Origin of the sequence: Paenibacillus sp. FSL E2-0151, assembly GCF_037993015.1 — a bacterium.
Taxonomy (GTDB): Bacteria; Bacillota; Bacilli; order Paenibacillales; family Paenibacillaceae; genus Paenibacillus; species Paenibacillus amylolyticus.
Window position 1 is genome coordinate 4,659,769 of sequence record NZ_CP150308.1, and the last position, 21,418, is coordinate 4,681,186.

At 47.4% G+C, this 21,418-nt stretch carries 14 protein-coding genes; 4 read left to right on the forward strand and 10 right to left on the reverse strand.

What is annotated here, in order from left to right; genetic code table 11:
- Positions 1 to 157 precede the first annotated feature (157 nt).
- On the forward strand, positions 158 to 1,402 hold the full coding sequence (locus tag MHI55_RS20995) for a DNA polymerase IV (protein ID WP_340386792.1): 1,245 nt from the start codon (positions 158 to 160) through the stop codon (positions 1,400 to 1,402).
- The gene (locus MHI55_RS21000) at positions 1,399 to 1,740 is read left to right on the forward strand and encodes a YolD-like family protein (RefSeq protein WP_047843669.1); all 342 of its coding nucleotides are present in this window, start codon (positions 1,399 to 1,401) and stop codon (positions 1,738 to 1,740) included. Before MHI55_RS20995 ends, MHI55_RS21000 begins: the two co-directional genes overlap by 4 nt.
- 216 nt (positions 1,741 to 1,956) lie before the next feature.
- On the opposite strand, the gene glsA is transcribed toward MHI55_RS21000, so the two are convergent.
- From glsA to MHI55_RS21045, 9 genes are all read right to left on the reverse strand, one after another.
- Positions 1,957 to 2,898: a glutaminase A gene (gene glsA / locus MHI55_RS21005; protein WP_036614565.1), complete on the reverse strand. Its 942-nt coding sequence runs from the start codon at positions 2,896 to 2,898 to the stop codon at positions 1,957 to 1,959.
- Positions 2,899 to 3,042: 144 nt separating this feature from the next.
- Positions 3,043 to 3,525 (reverse strand): GNAT family N-acetyltransferase, encoded by a 483-nt coding sequence (locus MHI55_RS21010; protein WP_340386794.1) that lies wholly within the window; start codon positions 3,523 to 3,525, stop codon positions 3,043 to 3,045.
- A 264-nt stretch (positions 3,526 to 3,789) separates the two neighbouring features.
- Positions 3,790 to 5,025: an OFA family MFS transporter gene (locus MHI55_RS21015; RefSeq protein ID WP_340390623.1), complete on the reverse strand. Its 1,236-nt coding sequence runs from the start codon at positions 5,023 to 5,025 to the stop codon at positions 3,790 to 3,792.
- Between the two features lie 180 nt (positions 5,026 to 5,205).
- Entirely contained in the window at positions 5,206 to 6,006 is an 801-nt protein-coding gene (locus MHI55_RS21020) for a LytTR family DNA-binding domain-containing protein (RefSeq protein WP_340386796.1), read from the reverse strand.
- 10 nt (positions 6,007 to 6,016) lie between these two features.
- A complete protein-coding gene (locus tag MHI55_RS21025) occupies positions 6,017 to 7,678 on the reverse strand; it encodes a sensor histidine kinase (protein WP_235431634.1) in 1,662 nt (553 codons plus the stop codon).
- A 595-nt stretch (positions 7,679 to 8,273) separates the two neighbouring features.
- Entirely contained in the window at positions 8,274 to 9,827 is a 1,554-nt protein-coding gene (locus MHI55_RS21030; protein WP_340386798.1) for a sugar hydrolase, read from the reverse strand.
- Between the two features lie 13 nt (positions 9,828 to 9,840).
- Positions 9,841 to 10,677 carry a carbohydrate ABC transporter permease gene (locus tag MHI55_RS21035; RefSeq protein ID WP_076318917.1) on the reverse strand — a complete coding sequence of 279 codons (837 nt, stop codon included), beginning with the start codon at positions 10,675 to 10,677 and terminating at the stop codon, positions 9,841 to 9,843.
- Complete coding sequence (locus MHI55_RS21040) at positions 10,674 to 11,552, reverse strand: sugar ABC transporter permease (protein ID WP_340386800.1); 879 nt, start codon at positions 11,550 to 11,552, stop codon at positions 10,674 to 10,676. The genes MHI55_RS21035 and MHI55_RS21040 overlap by 4 nt, the downstream gene beginning before the upstream one ends.
- An 84-nt stretch (positions 11,553 to 11,636) precedes the next feature.
- On the reverse strand, positions 11,637 to 12,968 hold the full coding sequence (locus tag MHI55_RS21045) for an extracellular solute-binding protein (protein ID WP_100527127.1): 1,332 nt from the start codon (positions 12,966 to 12,968) through the stop codon (positions 11,637 to 11,639).
- 131 nt (positions 12,969 to 13,099) lie between these two features.
- Between MHI55_RS21045 and MHI55_RS21050 the strand changes: the two genes are divergently transcribed.
- Positions 13,100 to 14,908, forward strand: a complete 1,809-nt coding sequence (locus tag MHI55_RS21050; protein ID WP_340386802.1) for a sensor histidine kinase — start codon at positions 13,100 to 13,102, stop codon at positions 14,906 to 14,908.
- Positions 14,893 to 16,497 (forward strand): response regulator, encoded by a 1,605-nt coding sequence (locus MHI55_RS21055; RefSeq protein ID WP_340386804.1) that lies wholly within the window; start codon positions 14,893 to 14,895, stop codon positions 16,495 to 16,497. The genes MHI55_RS21050 and MHI55_RS21055 overlap by 16 nt, the downstream gene beginning before the upstream one ends.
- A gap of 33 nt (positions 16,498 to 16,530) precedes the next feature.
- Here MHI55_RS21055 and MHI55_RS21060 read toward each other — a convergent pair whose 3' ends face one another.
- A complete protein-coding gene (locus MHI55_RS21060; protein WP_340386806.1) occupies positions 16,531 to 20,967 on the reverse strand; it encodes a glycoside hydrolase family 3 C-terminal domain-containing protein in 4,437 nt (1,478 codons plus the stop codon).
- Positions 20,968 to 21,418: the final 451 nt, after the last annotated feature.

The window sequence follows — 21,418 nt, forward strand, 5'->3', positions numbered from 1 at the left end:
AATAATTCCGGTTGCTGCATTTCGAATTGTCGGATATGCTTATAAAACAAGAACACTTGTTCCATACTGTAAATAAACTGTTAATTATCGATGTTCAAATGAAAATAATTGCTTCTTAACATAAGAGCTTAGAATCACGAATAAGGAGAGAAGTCTTATGCACCGCCAAGACAGACGTGTCATCATGCTGGCAGACTGCCAGTCATTCTATGCCAGTGTGGAGAAGTCTGCACATCCCGAATACAAGGACCGCCCCCTCGTAGTTGCGGGAGATCCGGCGCGCCGTTCGGGTATTATTCTTGCGGCCTGTCCACTCGCCAAGTCCTATGGAATTACGACAGCAGAACGACTGGGCGAAGCGCTCGCCAAATGTCCGGATGTTGTTGTTGTTCGTCCCCGGATGGCCGAGTACATTCGGGTGTCCCTTCATATTACGCGTATCCTTCAGTCTTACACCGATCTGGTGGAACCCTATAGTATTGATGAGCAGTTCCTCGATGTCACCGGAAGCCTGGATCTGTTTGGCAGTCCCGAGACGATTGCACGCAGCATTCAATCCAGAGTGATGGATGAGACGGGTGTATACATTCGGATCGGCATCAGTGATACCAAAGTTGTTAGCAAGATGGCCTGCGATCTGTATGCCAAAAAAATCCCCGGAGGCATCTGCACGCTGCCCCGCAAAGATCTGCCGTCCACCATCTGGAAAAAGCCTGTGCGAGACATGTTCATGGTTGGTTCCCGCATGGCGCAGCATCTCTACAAGATGGGCATTCATACCATTGGTGATCTGGCCCAGACCCCACTGTCCCGACTAAGAGAACGTTGGGGGGTGAATGGCGAGGTACTGTGGCGTATCGCTCGCGGTATTGACGATTCCCCGGTCAAACCCGGGACATATGCTCAGCAGCAGCAGGGGATCGGACATCAGATGACGCTGCCCCGGGACTATGACTCCTGGGAAGATATCAAAGTGGTACTGCTTGAACTGGCGGAACTCGTCAGTCGACGTTCCCGGGACAAATCACTCATGGGCCATGTGGTCTCGGTTGGATGTCGCGGACAGGATTATGATCGACCAACCGGTTTCTCCCGCCAGATGAAGGTGAATGAACCCACCAACATTACGGATGAAGTATACGATGCGGCAGCAGCTCTGTTCCTGCGCCATTGGGACGGATTACCCATCCGCCGCATCAGCGTGTCATTGACCGGACTTGTACCCGATTCCGAAGTGCAGCTGTCCTGGTTTGATGACCGCGAACGCAAAAGAGAACTGGAACGTGCCACGGATGATATCAAGCGCAGGTACGGAGATACTGCCATTATGCGGGCATCTTCCCTCTGCTCGTCCGCGCAAGCCCATGAACGTTCTCATAAAATTGGAGGTCATTATAAATGAGTAAAAAATTACAGCAAAACGGTATCTTCGAGTCCTCACGCATGATGCTCCCCGAACACCGGGAAGCCTACATTCTTCATCAGGAACAACTTGCTCCTCGTACCCGCCCATCTCTGGATGCCCAGGCCGCGGAAGAAATGTCCCGTTTGCTCAGCAACTCGATGATGCTTGGAGATAGGGTCACTATTACCGTGTTTCACGAACATGATGATATTCGTTACACGGGGCAAGTGCTTCGACTGGACCGTCCGGCTCGTACCCTCAGACTGCTGATGGAAGATGGGTCCAGGGATATTCAGATGAACCTCATTACAGATGTGGCCCTAGCCGATGACTGAAGGGAGATATACCCACCCCGATGTTGCGGATGTTCCATGATAGGTGCAGCATTGCCGTTGCCATGCAGGACTGTCTTCCTACACTTCCAGGTGAATACCAAAAGCAGCCGACGAGACATATCCAGACCATTCACTTCGTTCTAAAGAAGCAAAATATCAGATATGTGATTCATCGGCTACATATAAGGGTAAAACTTCTTTTTTCTGAAAAACTCCTTAGAAAAAGCTCCAGTCGAATTCCTTGGACAGACGCTCGAGCAGATGCACGCCGGCAATACTGTTGCCTTTGCGATTCAGAGCCGGGCCAACAAGACCTATGCCGAATTGTCCCGGTACAAGGGTCAATATCCCCCCGGATACACCACTCTTGGCGGGCAATCCAACCTCGATGGCAAATTCGCCTGATGCATTATACATACCACAGGTGGTCATGAAGGTTTTGGCAATCTGAACATAGCGACGAGGGATGAGTTCTTCTCCCGTAATTGGATCTGTTCCATTATAGGCCAGAACGAGTGACATTCGAGACAGATCTGCACACGTCACTTCAATGGAGCAATGACGGAAATACACGGCAAGCACGTCTTCAACGTCATCCTTAATGACTCCGTTGTGCTTCAAAAAGTAGCCAAGTGAACGATTCATATGACCGCTCTCCGATTCGGACTGGAATACCTCTTCGTTATAGCCCAGCTGATCATTATTCGCCAGTTTGCGGAAAAACTCCAGAATGCGGCGTGATTTCTCTTCCTTACAGTCTCCTCCAACAAGCGAGGACACCGTAATCGCACCCGCATTGATTAATGGATTAAACGGAATACCGGGTTCAACCAATTCAAGCTTGATCATCGAATCGTAATCGTCGCCTGTCGGTTCTTTTCCTACATTAAAGAAAACCGCTTCTTCCCCATGATCCATCAGGGCCAGAATAAGGGTAAATACTTTGGAGATACTTTGCATCGTAAATGGGACACCGCAATCCCCTGCCGACACATAGTTCCCTTCGGCGTCCATGATATGTATACCGAGCTCATCCTGAGAGGCTTTGACAAGCTCCGGGATATAAGAAGCCACCTTACCTTGCCCGGTGTGCAAACGACTGGTCTCCAGCCACTCCGGCAACAATGCATTCAGACGTTCCATGGTTGAATTGCTCATATCTCATCTCCTCCACATCTCTATATAAGCAAGCATCTTGCATGAAATGTACATGGGTGAACCCATGTACCATAATGATAATGAGCTCCATCTGTATCCATGCAAGATGCCCTATATTATCTGATTACCCTCAGAACAGTTCCTTTACCGCTTCATTTGAAGATTTAACTCCAAAATCTCGCCGGGAAGACCATCGTAATCGCCTGTCCAGGTGGATACAAAGTTCTGTCTGGTCAAGATCCGGCGGGAAGCAGCGTTACCCGGATCGATAACTGCATAGAGTGATCCAATCCCTGCGGCTTGTGCCTGAATAATCAACCGTGACGCTATGGATGTGCCTTGGCCTTTGCCCCAATGTTCAGGCAGGATCATATAACCTATCTCAGCCTTGGTCGAGTCCTCCTGATCCGGAATCAATTTGGCATACGCCACACCGGCACCATCTTCACTAAATACCCGGTAATGTCCGCAAGTGGAACGCTCATTAAAATCCAGCATGGACTCGAATTGCGTTCTCGCCTCTTGCTCAGGTAGTGCACGTTCTGTAATCTGTTTCATTACTTCCATATTGGAAACCAATGCATAATAATCATCAAAATCAGGTTGTGTGTATTTAATGAACTTCATGATATGCCTCCTCTGGGGTACATAACTTATCTTGGTCTTGTTGATTTCACCTAGAGTATAACAGATGCGAATGATGGAATGCACACAAGGCACCACGCTTACAGGCAGCCAGATGATCCAATAGGCCAACAGGCTGGCCGGCAATCTGGCCATTGTAGATACCAAAAAGCGGCCTCTACTGGAGACCGCTTTGTTTACTTTGTTTTTTAATTTGCTTTTTAAGATGAAGAAATATCCTCAGTTCCGTACTTCCAGTGCATGTTATTAGCTTGCCCGGGATGAAGGGTTAAGGTTCATCTGTTTTTCACGTTGACGAGCACGACGACCTTCACCTGGAGGGGTGATGATCAGTGCGAGCAACAGCGAGACAGCGCAGAGTACAGCAATCACGATGAAGGTTAGATGGAATCCGCCCAGCAGGGCGCTGATGAATGATCCGGCCAAGGCACCAAATCCAAATCCCTGATAGATCACGCCATAGTTTTTGCTCTGATTTTTCAATCCGAAGTAATCGGCCACAATCGCCGGGAATACCGTAATGTTACCGCCAAAGCAGAATGCAACGGCCGCCACACAGGCGAAGAAAATCCCGAAGGTCAGTGGGACCAGACTAAGTGTCATGACAGCTACGGCTGTAACCAGCAGCGCGCCAGCGATGACTTTCATTCGTCCTACTTTATCCGACAACGCACCAAGAATAATACGTCCTGCCGTGTTAAAGATTGCAACCATGGCCACTGCGTTCGCAGCGGTAGCTACATCAAGACCTGCAAGCTGTACACCGATATCTTTGACAATACCGATCAGGTACAGACCGCTCATACACGCCGTGAAGAAAATAACAAACAGCATATACGCTTCTTTTGTACGCAGCATCTCTTTCACCGTATAGTCATGACGTGCCACGACTTGTTTGGATCCTTCCTTGCTTGCCGGTGCCTGTTCACGAACAACCGCCTCATGGATCAGGAATGATCCCGCAACGACCAGAACCAGAACAATAATGCCCCAGTACATAAATGCTTGAGCAGGACCAACGGCACCAATCAATGCCGTGTTCACATATTTGAACAATAAACTACCAGTACCAAAGGCGCCGACCGAGATCCCCGAGATTAGGCCTTTACGCTCCGGGAACCATTTGATCAGATTAGACAGCGACGTGATGTACGCCGTACCATCTGCAAAACCAACAACAAATCCAGCCAAAATGTACAGCAGTGTTAACGAGGTGACTTGGGAACTCAGAATAAGACCCAGCCCAAGCACAACCCCGGCTACACGGATCAAGCGCTGAAGACCCCAACGTTCCTGCAACCGGCCTGCAAACAATGTGGCAAAAGCCAAAGCAAAACTGGTAATTGAAAAAGTTATCGCGACCGAGCTGACGTCCCATCCGAAACGATCAGACAACGGTTGATTAAATAAACTCCAAGTATAGATGGTTCCAAGACCCATTTGTACAATGATGGTCCCCAAAACAATAAGCCAGCGATTCATTTTTGTAGGTGCAGATGTTGATTCAGGTGTTGATGAAACGGATGAAATTGTTGCTTTCATCGTGATCTCCCCTTTGCCGATGTCATATACATGAATGCGTTCACAAGCTAATCATACATGAAAGGGGATTCATCACACCGTTTTGAGCATGAGTTGCATCAGATGCGGAATGAAATGCTTCTAGATGCGCATGAGTTGCCTGAATTCTTTGACCTTCCCGCGACTCACAGGCACTTCAGCTTCCAAATCGCGCAGACGGAGCAGATACGTATTGTTGAACCAAGGTACTATTTCACGGATTTGCGACAGATTTACGACGTACGAACGGTGGCAGCGAAAGAACGTATCCTGTGGCAGACGGCTGTGAAAATCCGATATGCTCACTGGCATGGTGAACTCCCCATTTTTGGTATATACCTTCGTCACTTTCTCTTGTGCTTCCGCATAGTAGATATCTGCCGTATCCGTAACAATAATATTGTCATTCCGCAGCAAATTAATTCTTCTGTCTGTATGGGAATTCATATCTCGTTCTCGTACCAGTTCACCATGCGCAGCAGATCCGTCCGCCGTAGGGGCTGGTCCGTCCTCAACATGTTGCTCCACCGGCGCATGATCACGTTTGAATGCGAGCTCCAGCTTATGGAGCATTGCAGCAATTCGTTTCTCGTCATACGGCTTCAGAATATAATCAAACGCCTCCAACTCAAAGGCTTCCGCTGCATGTTCCTTATATGCCGTAGTAAATACAATGTAGGGTTTCGTTGCAAACTTTCCAATATGATGGGCCAGCATCATACCGTCCAGCGAGGGAATATTGATATCGAGAAAAATAACATCAACTTCTTGTTCTTGCAAAAACTTCAGTACATCCAGCCCATCTTCAAGGCGATCCACCACTTCAATCTGACTATGTTCCTGGATTAAATAATTCAATTCTTCACTTGCCAGAATCTCATCTTCCACAATAAGAGCTCTCATTGATCCATCATCACCTTGTTACGACATCTCCTTTGGGCACATCAAATAAAATATCGGTTCCTTGTTCCAGCCTAGTAATGGTTACACCTTGTCCGTAAATAAGCTTAACCCGGCGATGCACATTATATAGCCCGATCTGGTTACCAGGCATACGGTCATGGTAAACACGTTCAATTATATCTGCACTGATTCCTGCCCCTGTATCACTGACACTGATTCGTACAAACTCCGGATAATCCTGTACACGAATTCGAACAGTCCCGGGTCCTTTGACCTTGAGAATGCCATGAATAATTGCATTTTCGACGAGCGGCTGGATAACAAGACTCGGAATATGCACCGCGACCTCATCAATGTCATAGATCACGTTAAGTCGGCTACCAAAGCGAGCTTTCTCAATCTCTACATAATTACGGACCTGCTCCAGTTCCTTATGAATATCGATTAACTCATCCGACAGCTCCAGATTGTAACGCATGTACCCCGATAGATTCACAATCAGCTCCCGCGCTCGATCCGGTTTGGTTCGGATGGACGATGCAATCGCATTTAATGCATTAAACAGAAAATGAGGATGAATGGTTGTCTGTAACGCACGTAGCTCCGCTTTGTTGGCAGCAGCCTTGATCTCTTCTACCCGCGATACTTCCATCTGGGTTGAGATGATCTGCGATAGACCTACAGCCATCGTTTGTAATGGATACGTAATTTTGTACGCTTTGCGATAATAAATTTTCAGCGCACCTGTAATGTCTCCTCGTTCTTTGAGCGGAATGATTAACAGTGAGTGGATATCGGGTGTTTTTTCATCAATCACATCATTACTGATCGTAATCTCCCCGCTGGATATTGTCTTCTTGGTCATCTCACTTATAATTTCATTACCGATATGATATCGTTCTTCACCAAATCCTACATACGCCAGTACATTCCGGGTATCCGTAATTGCAACCGCATCGGCCTGAATATCCTCCTGAATAATCCGGCAAATTTTGCGCAGAGAATCCTCATCAATCGAACGGAAATAAGGCAAGGTTTTGTTTGCAATCTCCAGTGCCAGCTTCGCCTGACGAGCTGCAATCATCTCTTTTTCCCCTTCGACACTCTGTACCAAGAGCACAATCAGCCCAATGTTGACTTCACCCAGAATCATAGGCAGCGCAATCTGCGAGACAATATCGGCACCCAGTGGATCGGGATAGGAAAATAGCAGGATTAATAACATCGTGAGCGCTTCACAGATCATTCCAGCACCAATACCGATGATCCACCGCTTGGGCTTGGGCGTGTACTTATGTATATATCCGGAGACCAGACCCGCCAGGATACTTGTGATCAGACACGGTATAGCTGTGACTCCATCCATATCAATCAAATACCGATGTACCCCGGAGACAATCCCCGTAATAATACCCACAGGCGCTCCGAACAAAATACCACCCGATAACACGGCGATGATCCGTACATTCACCAGTGAACCTTCAACATTAATGCCCGTATATGTCCCGAAAATGGCAAAAGCACAGAATAACAAGGTAACTGCAATAGACTCCTGCCACCTTAATTTCCCCTTTTGCAGAATCTGCCTAAACCTTGGCACCCTCGACAAAAAGAATAAAAATATAATCAACAGCGCCGCCCGTTCAAATAAACCCAGCAGCATTGTAAACATTTCCAATCGCACTTCCTCCACATCTGTCTGAAATAAAATGCATATCGGCACGCTACACTCTTGACGAAACATCCATGACATCGATCCCTACTGCTCGTATGCTCGTATGCTCGTATGCTCGTATGCTCGTATGCTCGTATGCTCGTATGCTCGTATGCTCGTATGCAACAGTTTACCGCTCCCCCCGGAGGAAAGCAAAGTCCATCCTGTGAAAATACATCAACTATATTGCACCAAGCACACCATAGTTCACCTTAACTTCTATGAAAATATCCGACTTCAGAAAAACCTATGTTATAATTAGTTGTCATGTTATTCCAATTATTCCCGATCGCTCATCGGCGATTGTCCTGCGAATAATCTTAAGCATCTCAACTCTGACACTCATCGTTCAAGTCTACAACCTTAAAGGAAACCCATATAACTTTATTTTAATATTCGTATTTATCGCTTCATTAATAGCCACTCGTTCTTTTAACGGTACGAACAAAAACAGATAAATAAAAACAATAGGCATGGCTGGCTCTATAGTTCAATCCTGAAACTAATCCAAAAAGGCCAACCAGACGTACCTGATTGACCTCAAGTCCAAAATTCATGAAAAATTTCGCCTGATAAAATAACTTGGTGTGCAGCTCCAAGCATGGCAATAACTGTTGACCAAATTGCTGCCATAAGGAGAATACGTTTTGTCGTCCGGGTCGTAGAGCTCCCAGAAAGTGTCCGCCCCATCTTTTAGCATGCCGCCCCAATACCTTCGGATCTGCTCCAGTGCCTTCTCCTCTTCCCCGCACATTATTAATGCATCAACATAATGATGAACCATGTACGGCGTGGTCATGCCAATAGCTTCTTCGTTACTCATTAACCGATCAAGTAATTGCCGGGAAGCTGGAGCATCCATGATCTCAGCCAGTACCATCCATACTTGCGATGCCCAGGATACCTGTCTTTTTTCACCACTGACGAAAAAGCCCTGCTCACCATCCCACAGATATGTGAGGGCTGCTTGCTCAGCGTCTTTGATGTGTGCGTTAATCCATTGCTCATACTCCGGCAACTCTAGTTCTTTGGCAATCGACCTTCCCCTTTTCATACTATAGATGAGAACTGCCTGAGCACCGGCCTGTTTATTTAGTTCTTCATGCCAGTCCAGAAAACAATACCATGTATCGTCATCCCTTACGATGCCCCGCTCATCAAGTCGTTTAAGCCCAATCTCAATCTGTTCTCGAGCCACCGGCCAAAGTTCTTCCAACGTTTCCCTGTCCTTCGTAGCTTCAAAATAGTCCCATAATGTCGCAATAAAGAACAACGCATAGTCATATAGGTAAATGTCGTCCACGTACGGTTCCGGTTGTTCGTACAAACAGGCTCCTACTTGGCCTCCCTCCAATCTTGTTCCGGCAAAGAGATAGAGACAGCGCTTGACGAGATCATTACAGCCGAATGTTTCATAATTGACGAGGGCCTGAAGGCGAAGATCTCCGATCCATAAACGTCGATCGCGCTTCGGTCCATCTTCGAATACCATCTGCATGCAATCCCGGAGTGTCTTCACGGACACGCGATCTATTTCCAGCAGCTCCGTGTCGATACTTTCAGGCAATTGAGGTACTGCCCCTATGTCTGCTGAGGTCACCGTCAAGCAATATATATCGTTAATTCGAATATCGTAACGGATCGACGTTTCTACCACCTCGATTTTAAGATACCGAAAGGCATATCGACGGTTCAGTGTTAGCGTGCCAGGTAACACGTCCACATTCACGATCTCATCTTGAAGCCATGAACGGCTAAGCCAACCCGAATATTCTGCAAAATCATCACCGACCTCACAGGGCATTTCTCCAAATGTGAGCTTCAACCTGAGAGGTGCATCTGCATTACTGCGCTCGTTAAGAAGCGACAAGGTCAGATAACCGACGAGATGCTCCCCGAAATCCAGCGTAACACTGTCTCCCTTGCACAACACTTGATCAGATAGTTGTTCTGCTAAGCCGAGTGGTTCGATACGCCATCCCTGAAAAGCCGACGCATCCGGAACTGCGCTCACGATATGTTCCGGATAGACCTTTTGCTGGTGAAGCTCCGGCATTAGACGCTGTGCTTTTTCCAGCCAGGCGTTGTTTATCACTTTTTCATTCATTGCAGTGTCCTCCTTAACCTTTGACCGCCCCAACGGTCATGCCACCGATAAAATATTTTTGCAGGAACAAGAACGCCAGCAGCAACGGTAGTGCGCACAGAAAGCACGCTGCAAACAGGACATTCCACTGCGTGGGATTTTGCTGATCGCCCAAAAATCCGAGCATGGCCAGTGGTAACGGTGAATCTCCTGCGCTGGAAATAAAGATCATATTGAAGAAATAATCGTTCCAAATCCAGACACCTTGCGTAATAATGACCGAAACCGTTACCGGAATGAGTAAGGGGAACACGACGGTCCAGAACCGTTGGAATAATCCCGCCCCATCGATGTGCGCCGCTTCTTCTACCTCCTCAGGCACACCACTTCGAATGAAGCCCGTGTACAGGAAAGTTGAAAACGGCAGACTGCACGTAATGAACATGAAAATAGGCGTATATTGATTCGTTGGAATATGCAGTGCATTGATCATTTGCACGATCGGTATCAATACCATTTGCGCAGGTACCACGAGTCCGGACAAAAAAAACAAATACATGAACTTACTTAGCTTTGTCTTCAAACGGGCCATCGGGTAGGCCGCCATCGCCGCAAACAGGACAACAAACACGACCGATACGCCGGTTAACACCACGCTGTTCCATAGCGCTTCCGGAAAGTGCATGCGATCGAAGGCAGCCTTGTAACTTGCAAAAGACATCTCCCGGAACAGGACCAGCGGATTTGTGTTGTTGCTTGGATCGCGGAGTGATGTCGAAAAGGCAATAATTAACGGAATCAGGTTTAACGCCATCACCAACAACACAACGACCTGAACGGACCCTTTCCCCAAAACTTTACGAAGCATCATGCCGACACCTCCCGTTTGTTCATTTTCAGGACAAAAACAGCGGTAATGACGATAATCACGGCAAAGGAAATGACACCAAGAGCCGAAGCTTTACCAAAGAGTTGTTCGGTAAATGCCATCTTGTAGATGGTATAAATCAGCGTGTTGGTAGCCGTGCCGGGACCGCCATTTGTCATGATAAACGGGAAGTCGAACGATTTGAGTCCATTGATCAAACTTAACGTCACGTTGATTGTAATTGCTGTTGCCAGTAATGGAATCTTCACATGTCGCAGCAATCTCCATGAGCCGCAGCCATCAATCCGTCCGGCTTCCAACAGGTCGCTTGGAACAGTCTGTAGTCCTGCAAGGAAGATAATCATTGTCGTTCCGATCGTCTTCCAGATTTCCACGAAGATAATAGAATACAGTGCGGTCGAGTAATCACCCAGGAAATTCAGTTCATTTGCGATACCCAGTTTATCGAGAAAGGAAGAAATCAGCCCGTAATCCGGCATATAGACGTAGCTCCACAAAAAGCCGACGACAATCGCACTGAACAATGTGGGAATATACGCCAGGGAACGGTAAATCCCGGTTCCTCTTATTTTCATGTTTAACAGTAATGCCATTGCTAAACCGATGATATTGCCAGCTATGACGGTGACAAACGTATAGATCAGTGTATTTTTTAAAGAAATACCTAGGATGTCGCTCCGGAACAATTCCTTATAGTTGTCGAAACCGATATAGTTATAGGCTTGGGCGTACCCGTTATAGTCCGTTATACTGTACTGGAACAACCGCAGGATCGGGAAGATCCAGAAGGTCAGGTAGAAGATCAATGCCGGCAAAGCAAACCAGTACATGGACTTTTTCATTACAGTAGAGCTCATCCTGCTCCATCCTTTCCAAGGGGCCTGCGGCAAGGGAAGAAGGACAATCATTCTCCCCTTTACAGCAGACAGCATCGTTTTGTTCTAGTTTTTCCACAGCTCTCTAAACTTGGTTTCCATGGCGTTTGCCACATCTTCTGGTGTTGTTTTCTGTCCAGCAATAATCTCGGCAAACTTTGCCTGCATGACGTCCGATACTCCGGCTGGCCACATCTGGTTGCTGAAGTAGACGGAATTACCAGTTTGTTGATAGTTGTCATTCACTTCCTTAAACAATTCGTTTTCAAGTTCTACGTCCTTATAGACGCTGATGGAACTGTTGGCTTCCGCAAATGCTTTGAACAGATCGGATTCACCATCAAACAGGTAGTTCAGTACTTCCTTGGCTGCATCCAGGTTTGCCGATTTGGCGTTCAAAGCGTATCCGGCAGATGTTGCAGCAGATACAAACACCGGCTGTTCCGGCTCGTTACCTGGCAATGAAGCGAATCCGCGAGTAAATTCGGCAGCGCCTTTGGACGTCATGGAGGCATAATCCCATGTTCCCGTAAAGGTCATGGCTGCTTTCCCGTCGATAAACAACTGTGCAGATTGGGCACTGCCAATACCAAGCGAGTTTTTAACAACGTAGTTGTTATCATAGAGCTCTTTGTATTTCGATATCGTTTGAACCCACTTTGGATCAGTCAGCGATTTTTCGCCGTTCTGCAGTTTGACATCAAAATCCATCTCATTTGGATAGACAACATTGGCCGCAATCGGGTACATACCGAATTGGATCATCCAAGGGTCCTTATCCCCCATCGCAATTGGCGTTACGCCCGCAGCCTGCAACTTTTGGCACAACTCCAGAAACGAAGGCCAATCCTTCGGAAACTCGGAATATCCGGCCTGCTGTAACAACTCCTTGTTGTAATAAACGCCGAGGAAGTCTAGTCCTTTGGCCACTCCATAAGGTTTTCCCTCATAGGACATATCTGCCTTCGCACCTTGGCTGATGTTGTCCCAGAACTTCAGATCGGATAGATCAGCAGCAAATCCTGCCTTTGCGAAATCATTGACGCCGCCAGCTGCATTCTTTGGAAAAATCAAGAACATATCCGGCCCCTGTCCAGCCGCAAGCTTGGTACGTACGGATGTATTGTACTGATCATCAGGCAATTTCTGCACTTCAAGGGTAATGTTCGGAAACTTCTCTTTTACCAGACGCGGCAAGATTTCCAACTCGAAATCCTCTCCATCAGACGCCTTGTTTCCCGATAGCATCATCGTCAACGTAATCGGCTTTCCTGATTCATCTGAACTCCCGTTGCTAGTATCCGTACCGCTCCCCTCCTGACTACCGGAGCTGCATGCGCTCAGAAACATCATGAGGAGTACCAAAGTTAAAGGCAACAATCGTTTTCTATTTTTCATCTTGTCATTCCCCCGATTCATGTTTATTCTTGCTTTGTGCACATTCTCATCATACGGTGGGCAAAAGTGCATTTGCTTTGGCTCGTATGGTGCACTATTTTTAGAATTGACAAATGGCGGGAGGAGCACGTATGATTCTGTTCAACATCAAAACTAAACTTTTTCTGGTCCTCGTCCTCGTATCAATCGTGCCAATTATCGTTGTTTCTGTCAGTTCCTATCGCAGTTACACGAAGCTGGTGAATGAGCAGACCTCTCTCGTGACGTCGACAACTATAGGCAATTCGGTCAAGAGCATGGAGGAAATTTTGCAGAACATCGACCGGATCTCCGTCACACTCCTTCAGCAGTCTTCCAATGCAACCGCTTACAGCACTGTGAGTGATGAACTAATCAAGTTGAATGGTACCAACGATCAATATGAAATCTTCATGATCCGCAGCAAATTGAAACTGATCTTTGAAAACATTCTGCTTGGTTACAATTACATCAATGGTTTGTACCTTTTCACACCTGATGGCAAATGGATAAGTTATGGCAGTAGCGGCACTGACCTACGCCTCGATTATGTCGCACTTCGCGATGAGTGGTATCTGGATACGATCCAGCGTAAAGGCGATTTGTATATTGGTGAAGTTGGCGTCAAACCTTACATCATTAACGCCAAGGAATCCATTGGCTTCTCCAGAGCTCTTTACGATCCCAACAACAACGAGTTCCTAGGCGTGTTTATGCTGGATTGCAGTATGAACATTTTTGACGGTCTAAAACGTAATCCGGCACCAAGCTTGTCCAATCTATATCTCGCGAACGACGCTGGCGAGATCCTGTACTCCAGCGACGGAAGTAGAGTTCGCACGCCTCTCTCCGATACTCTGGCTGCGGCAACGCATCAAGTCGGCAACAGTTCACAGTACAAATTCATCCAAGATAACATGATGACGGTAATTCAAAAGGTTCCCGGCCGCAATTGGAACGTGATTGCCAACATCTCTATGGATCGGCTGTATGAGGAGTACAACATCTCGCAAAAGTTGCTGTTATACGTGGCCGTAAGTTGTGCCGTCATTTTCCTTCTACTTTCCTTTTTCTTGTCCAATCTGATCACCAAACCCATCATCGAATTGACCAAACTGATGCGTAAAACCAAATCTCATCGTTTTGTGACCATCAAGCCTCAAGTAACGAGGCAAGTCGACGAGATTGGAATCCTTTACCATGAGTTCAACAAAATGATGAAAGACATCGATACGCATATCCGAGAGAGTTACCAGAATAAAATCCTCATGCTGGACTCCCAGATGAAGGCATTGGAAGCACAGATCAACTCCCATTTCCTCTACAATACGCTGGAGTCGATTAATAGCATTGCCGAGATCGAAGAAGTTGAGAGTATTGTGGTGATGACCAAGTCACTCGGGGACATGTTCCGCTACAGCATCAAAACGGACAGCGAGCTGGTCGCGGTCAGCGAAGAACTTCAACATGTAGAAAACTACATGGCCATCCAGCAGATTCGGTATGGTGACAAGTTCGCGTTCAACCTGAATGTGGACCCGGAAATTCGGAGTCGTCGCATGCTGAAACTTCTGTTGCAACCACTCGTGGAAAATGCCATCTATCACGGGTTGGAGAACAAACGTGGGAAGGGTTCCGTTACCATTACCGGTTTGTTGCAGGGGGACAGCATCGTGTTCGAGATCTGGGACGATGGCGTGGGCATGTCCTCAACACAAGCGGAAGAACTTCGACAATTGCTCCAGCAGCCACCTGAATTCGTCGCCGTTGGTCAAAGACATAAACAAAGCATCGGCATCAAAAACGTGCATTCACGAATTGCTTTGTATTACGGAGAGGGTTACGGCCTTTCGTTTCATACCGATTTGAATACAGGAACTCGAATTACACTCGAAATTCCGGCCAATTGGGAAAAGAGGTGACCAAAGAGATGTATACGTATATCGTTGTGGACGATGAACCCTTGATCCGCAAAGGTTTGTTGAAAAAAATCGGGACTTTTGAGCACTCGCTTGAACTCCTAGGCGAAGCAGATAACGGCGCAGATGCCTTGGCTTTGATTGAATCCTTCAAGCCGGACATTATCTTTACGGACATGCGCATGCCCGAGGTAGACGGCAAGTTGCTGATCAGGACAGTATGCCAGCAATATCCGCGCATCAAGTTAATTGTCATTAGCGGGCATACCGATTTTGATTATATGCAGGAGGCCATCTCTGCGAAAGTTGTAAATTACCTGCTGAAGCCTTTTAGCCGGGACGAGATCCACGGTACGCTTCACCAAGCCATCCATGCCATCGAACAGGAGCGCTCTCTTCAGCGGGAAGTCGTTCTAAGAGAAGTAGAAACGGAGCAGATGAAAAGGGATGCAGACATGCAAGCCTTCCTGAATTATGTGCTGGCTCCCCATTCATCCATCAAAACACCTGTGTTCCGCTCTGCGGAATTTGCCGCCATCATGGCATCTGACCAGTTCATTTTATTGACGATTTATGGTCCTCAACCGCTTACAGTACAGCAACTACCTACCTTTTCGAATGGCCTGTACATTCCTCATCCACAAACGGATCAGGTACTGTTTTTCCTGATGCATGATCTGGATTGCTCAGGCCAGCTTGATTTGCAGAAAATGGCGGAACAAACTGCGAGTATCATTTTGACCAAATCCGAAACTACGGATTGTTGTGTGGGGATCAGCTTGCCTCATACAGGCATTGGTGGGGTCCGAGAAGCTCACCATCAAACGATCCTTGCATTGGACGAACGAGCCATTACCGATTTTGGCAAATGTTACGTATTTTCACGGGAGCAAATTCCTTTACATCAACTGAAGTGGGCTCGAACGTATGAACTGTTATTTTTTATAGAGAGCGGGAATGTAGCGAAGGTGGAAGAGCTCATCACCGATTTCTTTGCTTTCTACATACGCCAGCCTGACGCTTTGCTTGCCCACCTGAAAGAGCAGTGCAGAGACATTATCACGGAAACCAAACGGCTGCTAAGTAACTATATCCAGAACGGAGGTAATAGTAATGCCTCTTCCAGCTTGGAGGCCGTCCTGAACGTCTCGTTCGATATGGAGTGCATTAGGCATTACATGGTAAAGGTGCTGACGGGAACAGCTCTTCTGCTTAAGGAAGACAACCCCTACGCATCAGATCAAGTGATCGACAACGTCAGGACTTATATCGATAATCACTATACCAAGGATTTAACGCTGGAATGGGTATCGTCCCTGTTCTACCTGAACCCGAGTTACCTCAGTCATTTATTTAAAGAAAAGACATCCGAGAACTTCACTGATTACGTAAACAGACTACGGATCAGGCAAGCCAAGCAGCTCTTAACGAGCACAGACGATAAAATCTACCGGGTTGCCAAACAGTTGGGTTACGACAATCCAAAATATTTTTTTCGGGTGTTTAAAAAATTGACCGGTTGGACTCCAGAGGAATACCGAAAGCAACACAAATCCTTCACCGCAAACAACAAGGAACCAGGCCATGTATGATGGCCCAGTTCCTTGTTTTCGTTGTTCTGGTTCTTAGTGATCCAGCCGTTCTATTATCCGGTCATGCACACGGACAATAACAGTTGCAAGTTGTGCCCGTGTAAGGGTGCTCTGTGGTTGTAACAGTTTATCCGGCGTACCTTGGAATATACCAAGCTGAATGGCCGTTGCCATGACTGCCCGGTTATTTGGTGTCAGCTGGACCTGATCCTTAAAATCTTCCAGCCATGATTCAACCTCTGCTTCTGGCAGTTTCGTATCCACTCCAGACAAGTTCAACGCACGAACGAGCACCATTGCCATGTCCTCACGTGACATTGGGGCATTTGGCAGGTACTGCCCTTCTTCCATCAGGCCATATTCCTTGGAGGCTCGCAAAATCGGATCAAACCATTTCTCGTTTGCTGCCGCTCCCATCGGTTCAATTCCTAACGCATTCAATGCAGCCATCAACGTTTGGGCTGATGTTGTCGTTCCTTGGGGTTGCATGCTGCGTTCCGATACGCCATTGATCAACAGCAAGCTGTTGGCTTTAGCTATATCTTTGGCATACCAGGCTGAAGGCTTAACATCAACAAATTCGCGGAGCGAGTGAATTGCAACGTACGTTCCCCCTTGGTTTAGCAGTACTTTCCATACCTTGTTTCCGTTTGTGTCTTTGGTCAACACGCCAGGCACCGGCGTAAGTTGGCCTCCTGCTCCAACATATGCGATTGCTGTGGAGTTTGCAGCTACGACATCGTTAACAGGCAGCGCTGCAATGACATACGTGTTCTGCTTATCTTTGATGGATACGTTCCATGGATCACCGATGACCCGGATGCCAGATGAGCGGATACTTGCTGCCTTAGCTTGATCAGCAACATCCCCCGTTTGCACGGTCACGACAGTAGAAACATTGCCCTCCGAATCCGTTTCGCCTTCAGTCTCGGACCCGGATGCTGGTGGCTTAACAGGAGTTCCAACACTACCTGATCCAGGCGTGCTTGGCGAATCAGGATTCGTTCCTGGATTTGTTCCCGGCTCTTTCAACGTAAATGACAAACTGTCAATCCGAAGATCCGGTTCATGAAACACCAGATACAGATCATGTACGCCGCTCACGGCAGCAGAAATATCCGCATCTACGTCAATGTACCCTAATTCCTTGACCGTTACGTTAGCATTACTAATCTTGTAGGAGACAGGTTCTGTCATCGGTACGTTCCACACAGCAAGCGGGGCGGTATCGAGCGCATCCGCATGCAACGAGATCGTGCCACCTTGCACATTAGATGCGACAGTTGCCTTCACCTTCTGTGCACCTGTGAGGTCAGCCTTAGGCAACGCGATCCACGATCCATTTTGTTTGGACCGAACTGCGTAATAACCTCCAACAATCGCTTTGGCTTTTAATTGGGCTGCCGTGCGTTCCTTGGATACTTCGTGGTAAATGACTTCGTTCGAAGCAAACGCATGATCAAATACATTTATGGGTTGGGTAAGGGGTAAGGTTGCAATCGACTTCCCACCAATGCTTAATGCCTTCGATACTTGCACGTCTGCATCCGCTGCCGAGGTCCCAATCATGAATTCATAACTGCCCTGTTCAACGATCCATTCACTCCGATTCACATCCCATAATGCCAACGTTTGTGGATCGACCTGCAACAGGACTTCTTTTGTTTCACCCGGAGTGAGATGAATCTTCTCAAATGAAACCAGCTTCTTTTTAGGCGCATGTGCGCCGTATGCAGAGTTGCTGTTACGGGTGTACAGCTGCACAACCTCGGAAGTGGCTACGTCTCCTGTATTGGTTACGTGGACCGACACCGTGAATGGTTCATCTCCCGTTACAGAAGACGGTACGGTCAGGGAATCGTACGTAAAATCAGCATATGATAACCCGTAACCAAACGGATAGGTCACTGTGGCATCTGTATACATATAAGTCAACTCAGATTCAATGGGGTCTGCATTCGTCATATCAACCGTAAATCGGGGGTCGATGTCGTCAAGACCAGTAGAATTCCCTTCTGGTACGACATAAGAACTAATAGATGGAAAAGCATCCATGCCTGCATACCATGTGGACGTCAGGCGGCCTGTCGGCGCGTAATCTCCGTACAACACCTGAGCCAGAGCATACGAATCGTATTGACCCCCATATGGCTGGTAAACGATCGCCGAGACGTTAGGGTTGTTCTGAATGCGCTCCATGTTTACAGGGAAGCTCGATTTAACCACGACAATGGTTTTCTTACCCTGGGTTGCAAAGGCAGCAGATACTTTGTCGACCAGTTCATAATCTGCCTCGCCCATATCGAGGGTAGACCGGTCGTTACCTTCTCCTGCGCTATGTCGTGGAATTGCGCCGACAAAGACGATGGCATAATCGTCTTCCGTGGCTCTTGCTGCTGCCTCTTCGCCCACGTTCTTCACCACGGCCTTCTCAAACTTCACCTCGTCCGGGCGATTCGCAGCGTTATCCTTGCTTCCCAGTGGAGATGATGTTGTCACGAGCTTACCAGCATCATCTACCTTGATAAAGCGTCCGTTAGCATAATACCAATTTGTAAAGTCACCAGAGAATCCTGTACGGTACCCATTGGTAACAATAGACATTGAGCCATCCTCGTTCGTTTCCATTCGTAATGTTGGGGGTATGGCACTCGTATCACCCATCATCTCAGGAAGGTTCCAATCATTGTTCGTCAGATTGAGGCTGGTACGATCCGTATTGCCAACTGCTGCATGATTTGTCGCAGGGGAAGTCACCCAACGCTGGTTATACAGCGACAATAAACTTGAACCCGCCTGACCCCAATCGTACACTCGGAACAAGTGGGAGAAACTGGTCTCATCTGGGGCATCCGACGTTGTGATGAGCTGAGCTCCCTCCGTGCCTGCATTTGGACTATACACGTCCGCTGTGACCGTTTGTTGATTCGCTTTAGAGGTTAGTGCAATGACTTCATTTCCTGGGGCATAGTTTACGTTATTGCTGCCATTCATTTTAATGATTGAGAGCAGTGGAGATTCACCGGAGTTTTCCAGCGCAGGTGTCGCGCCAACTGAATACGTCGTCTTGAAGCGTGCGTCGGCATACACCCCAGAAACAGCAGCGTCATTTCCTTTTTCCAGCGGAAGTGTGCCGTCATTTTTCAACAAAACAACGCTCTCCTGTGCCGCTTGAAGTGCTATTTCCTGATGGTTCACTTGGTTATAATCGGAAGGCGGAGACGTCCTGACATCCCTTGCTTCCTGGGCAAAAGGATAGTTTTTCGGTATGCCCTGCTCATCAGTTTCATTAAAAATCCCCAAACGTACCAGCTGGTTTACATGTGGTCTGGCTGCTTCTATAAGTTCTTCCTCGGTAATTCCATATTCCCCCTGCTCCACGAGCGCCACCAGATCGGTCACATCCGCAGGTGTTGTCCCTGACGGCCGACCCGCATTCGCCTGAGCAAGCGCCATGAGAACGGTTGCATGACCGCGGTCCACGGCATAGCGGTCGTCATATCCATTTCCGAGTTGGTTCGCGTTGGATACAATTGCATCTCCATTGAAATCTGGCGAGCTGTATACGCCATATTTGGAGTCCAAATTGGCTAATAATTGTAGCGGGGAAAGGATGTTTGGAATGCCGTTAGTCCGGCCATAAGATGTCATTGTGCCCGCCAGCGCACTTGATTCAAATCCAGGGAGCACGGCTCTGGTTTGGTACTCAAACAATGAACGCGCGCTTGCACTGTTATTCGCTGTCTGCCTGAACCACTGCGCGTTATATACGGAGTAATGCTTTGTCCCCACCGCAGCCCTCATCCAGAATCCATCTTCGCTGGTGGACTGATCAATTCCGCTAAGACCCGAAGCCATCTTGTCGATCAAGACTCCGGCCATATTGGGATCTTCAGAGAACCCTTCATCGAAGCGACCGCTAAGCGGATTGATACGCATATCACTGACCACACTGAACGCCACGCTGAGGGAAGGATCATTGCCCCCATGAATGTTGGATTCGCCCTGCTTGACCTTTAATTTGCTGATTTTCTCGTTCCCCATCACTTCACCGATATCGGACAAAAGTTCTTTGTTCCAGCTCTGTCCCATGCCAATCAGAGCAGGAAAATCGGTCGAGACACCCTGAACATTATCTGCAGCAGATAACGCACCGGGAATGACCTTGCCCGCATGTTTCCCCTGCTTCAATGTGTAATGGTTTCGCGAACCCGTCACATAAACGGCTGGACCTTCGAGGCCAGTGTATTCGAAATAGGTGTCTACGTATGCATCCAGATGCGCTGGCACGCCATCAAATAATGGCATCCCGTCAAAGACACCTCCCTGCTGAGTTTGGAACTTTAAAGTACTTGTCGTAGATGCTGATAGTGGCGTCGCTCCCCAGGACCCCCATGTCAGACTGACCACGGTGATGATGGCAATCACTTTACCGCCAATCTTCTGCTTGAAACCTCTAGTCAAAGTCAATGTTAACCATCCCCTATTTGTAATCGCTTACAATTTGGTACTCACTCATTATAGTTGGAGGAATGGTACATTTTGTTTATGGGTTGAGGTACAGTATTTTTAGATATTACGGTTATGTATCGTTAAAGGATAAATTTGGATTCATATTAAATATAAGCCTCATACTCCACCCATCACTGTACTAAGATGCTCGATTTAACCAACATAACTACTCATTGAAAACTTTGTTTCCGTGGTAACACAAGCCAGGTCATGGGTCAACTCGATAACTACAACGAATATCAACCAAGTAATACCACAAGGCTTGTCCCAAGTTATAACAATCAAAAAGGCGTTCCATAAGTCATCTTCCTGACTTATGGAACGCCCCACCCACTAAAATTACTTCATAAACATTCGATGTAATTTGGTTTTGTAAAATAAATCAATTTACACAACAACGGAGAGGACA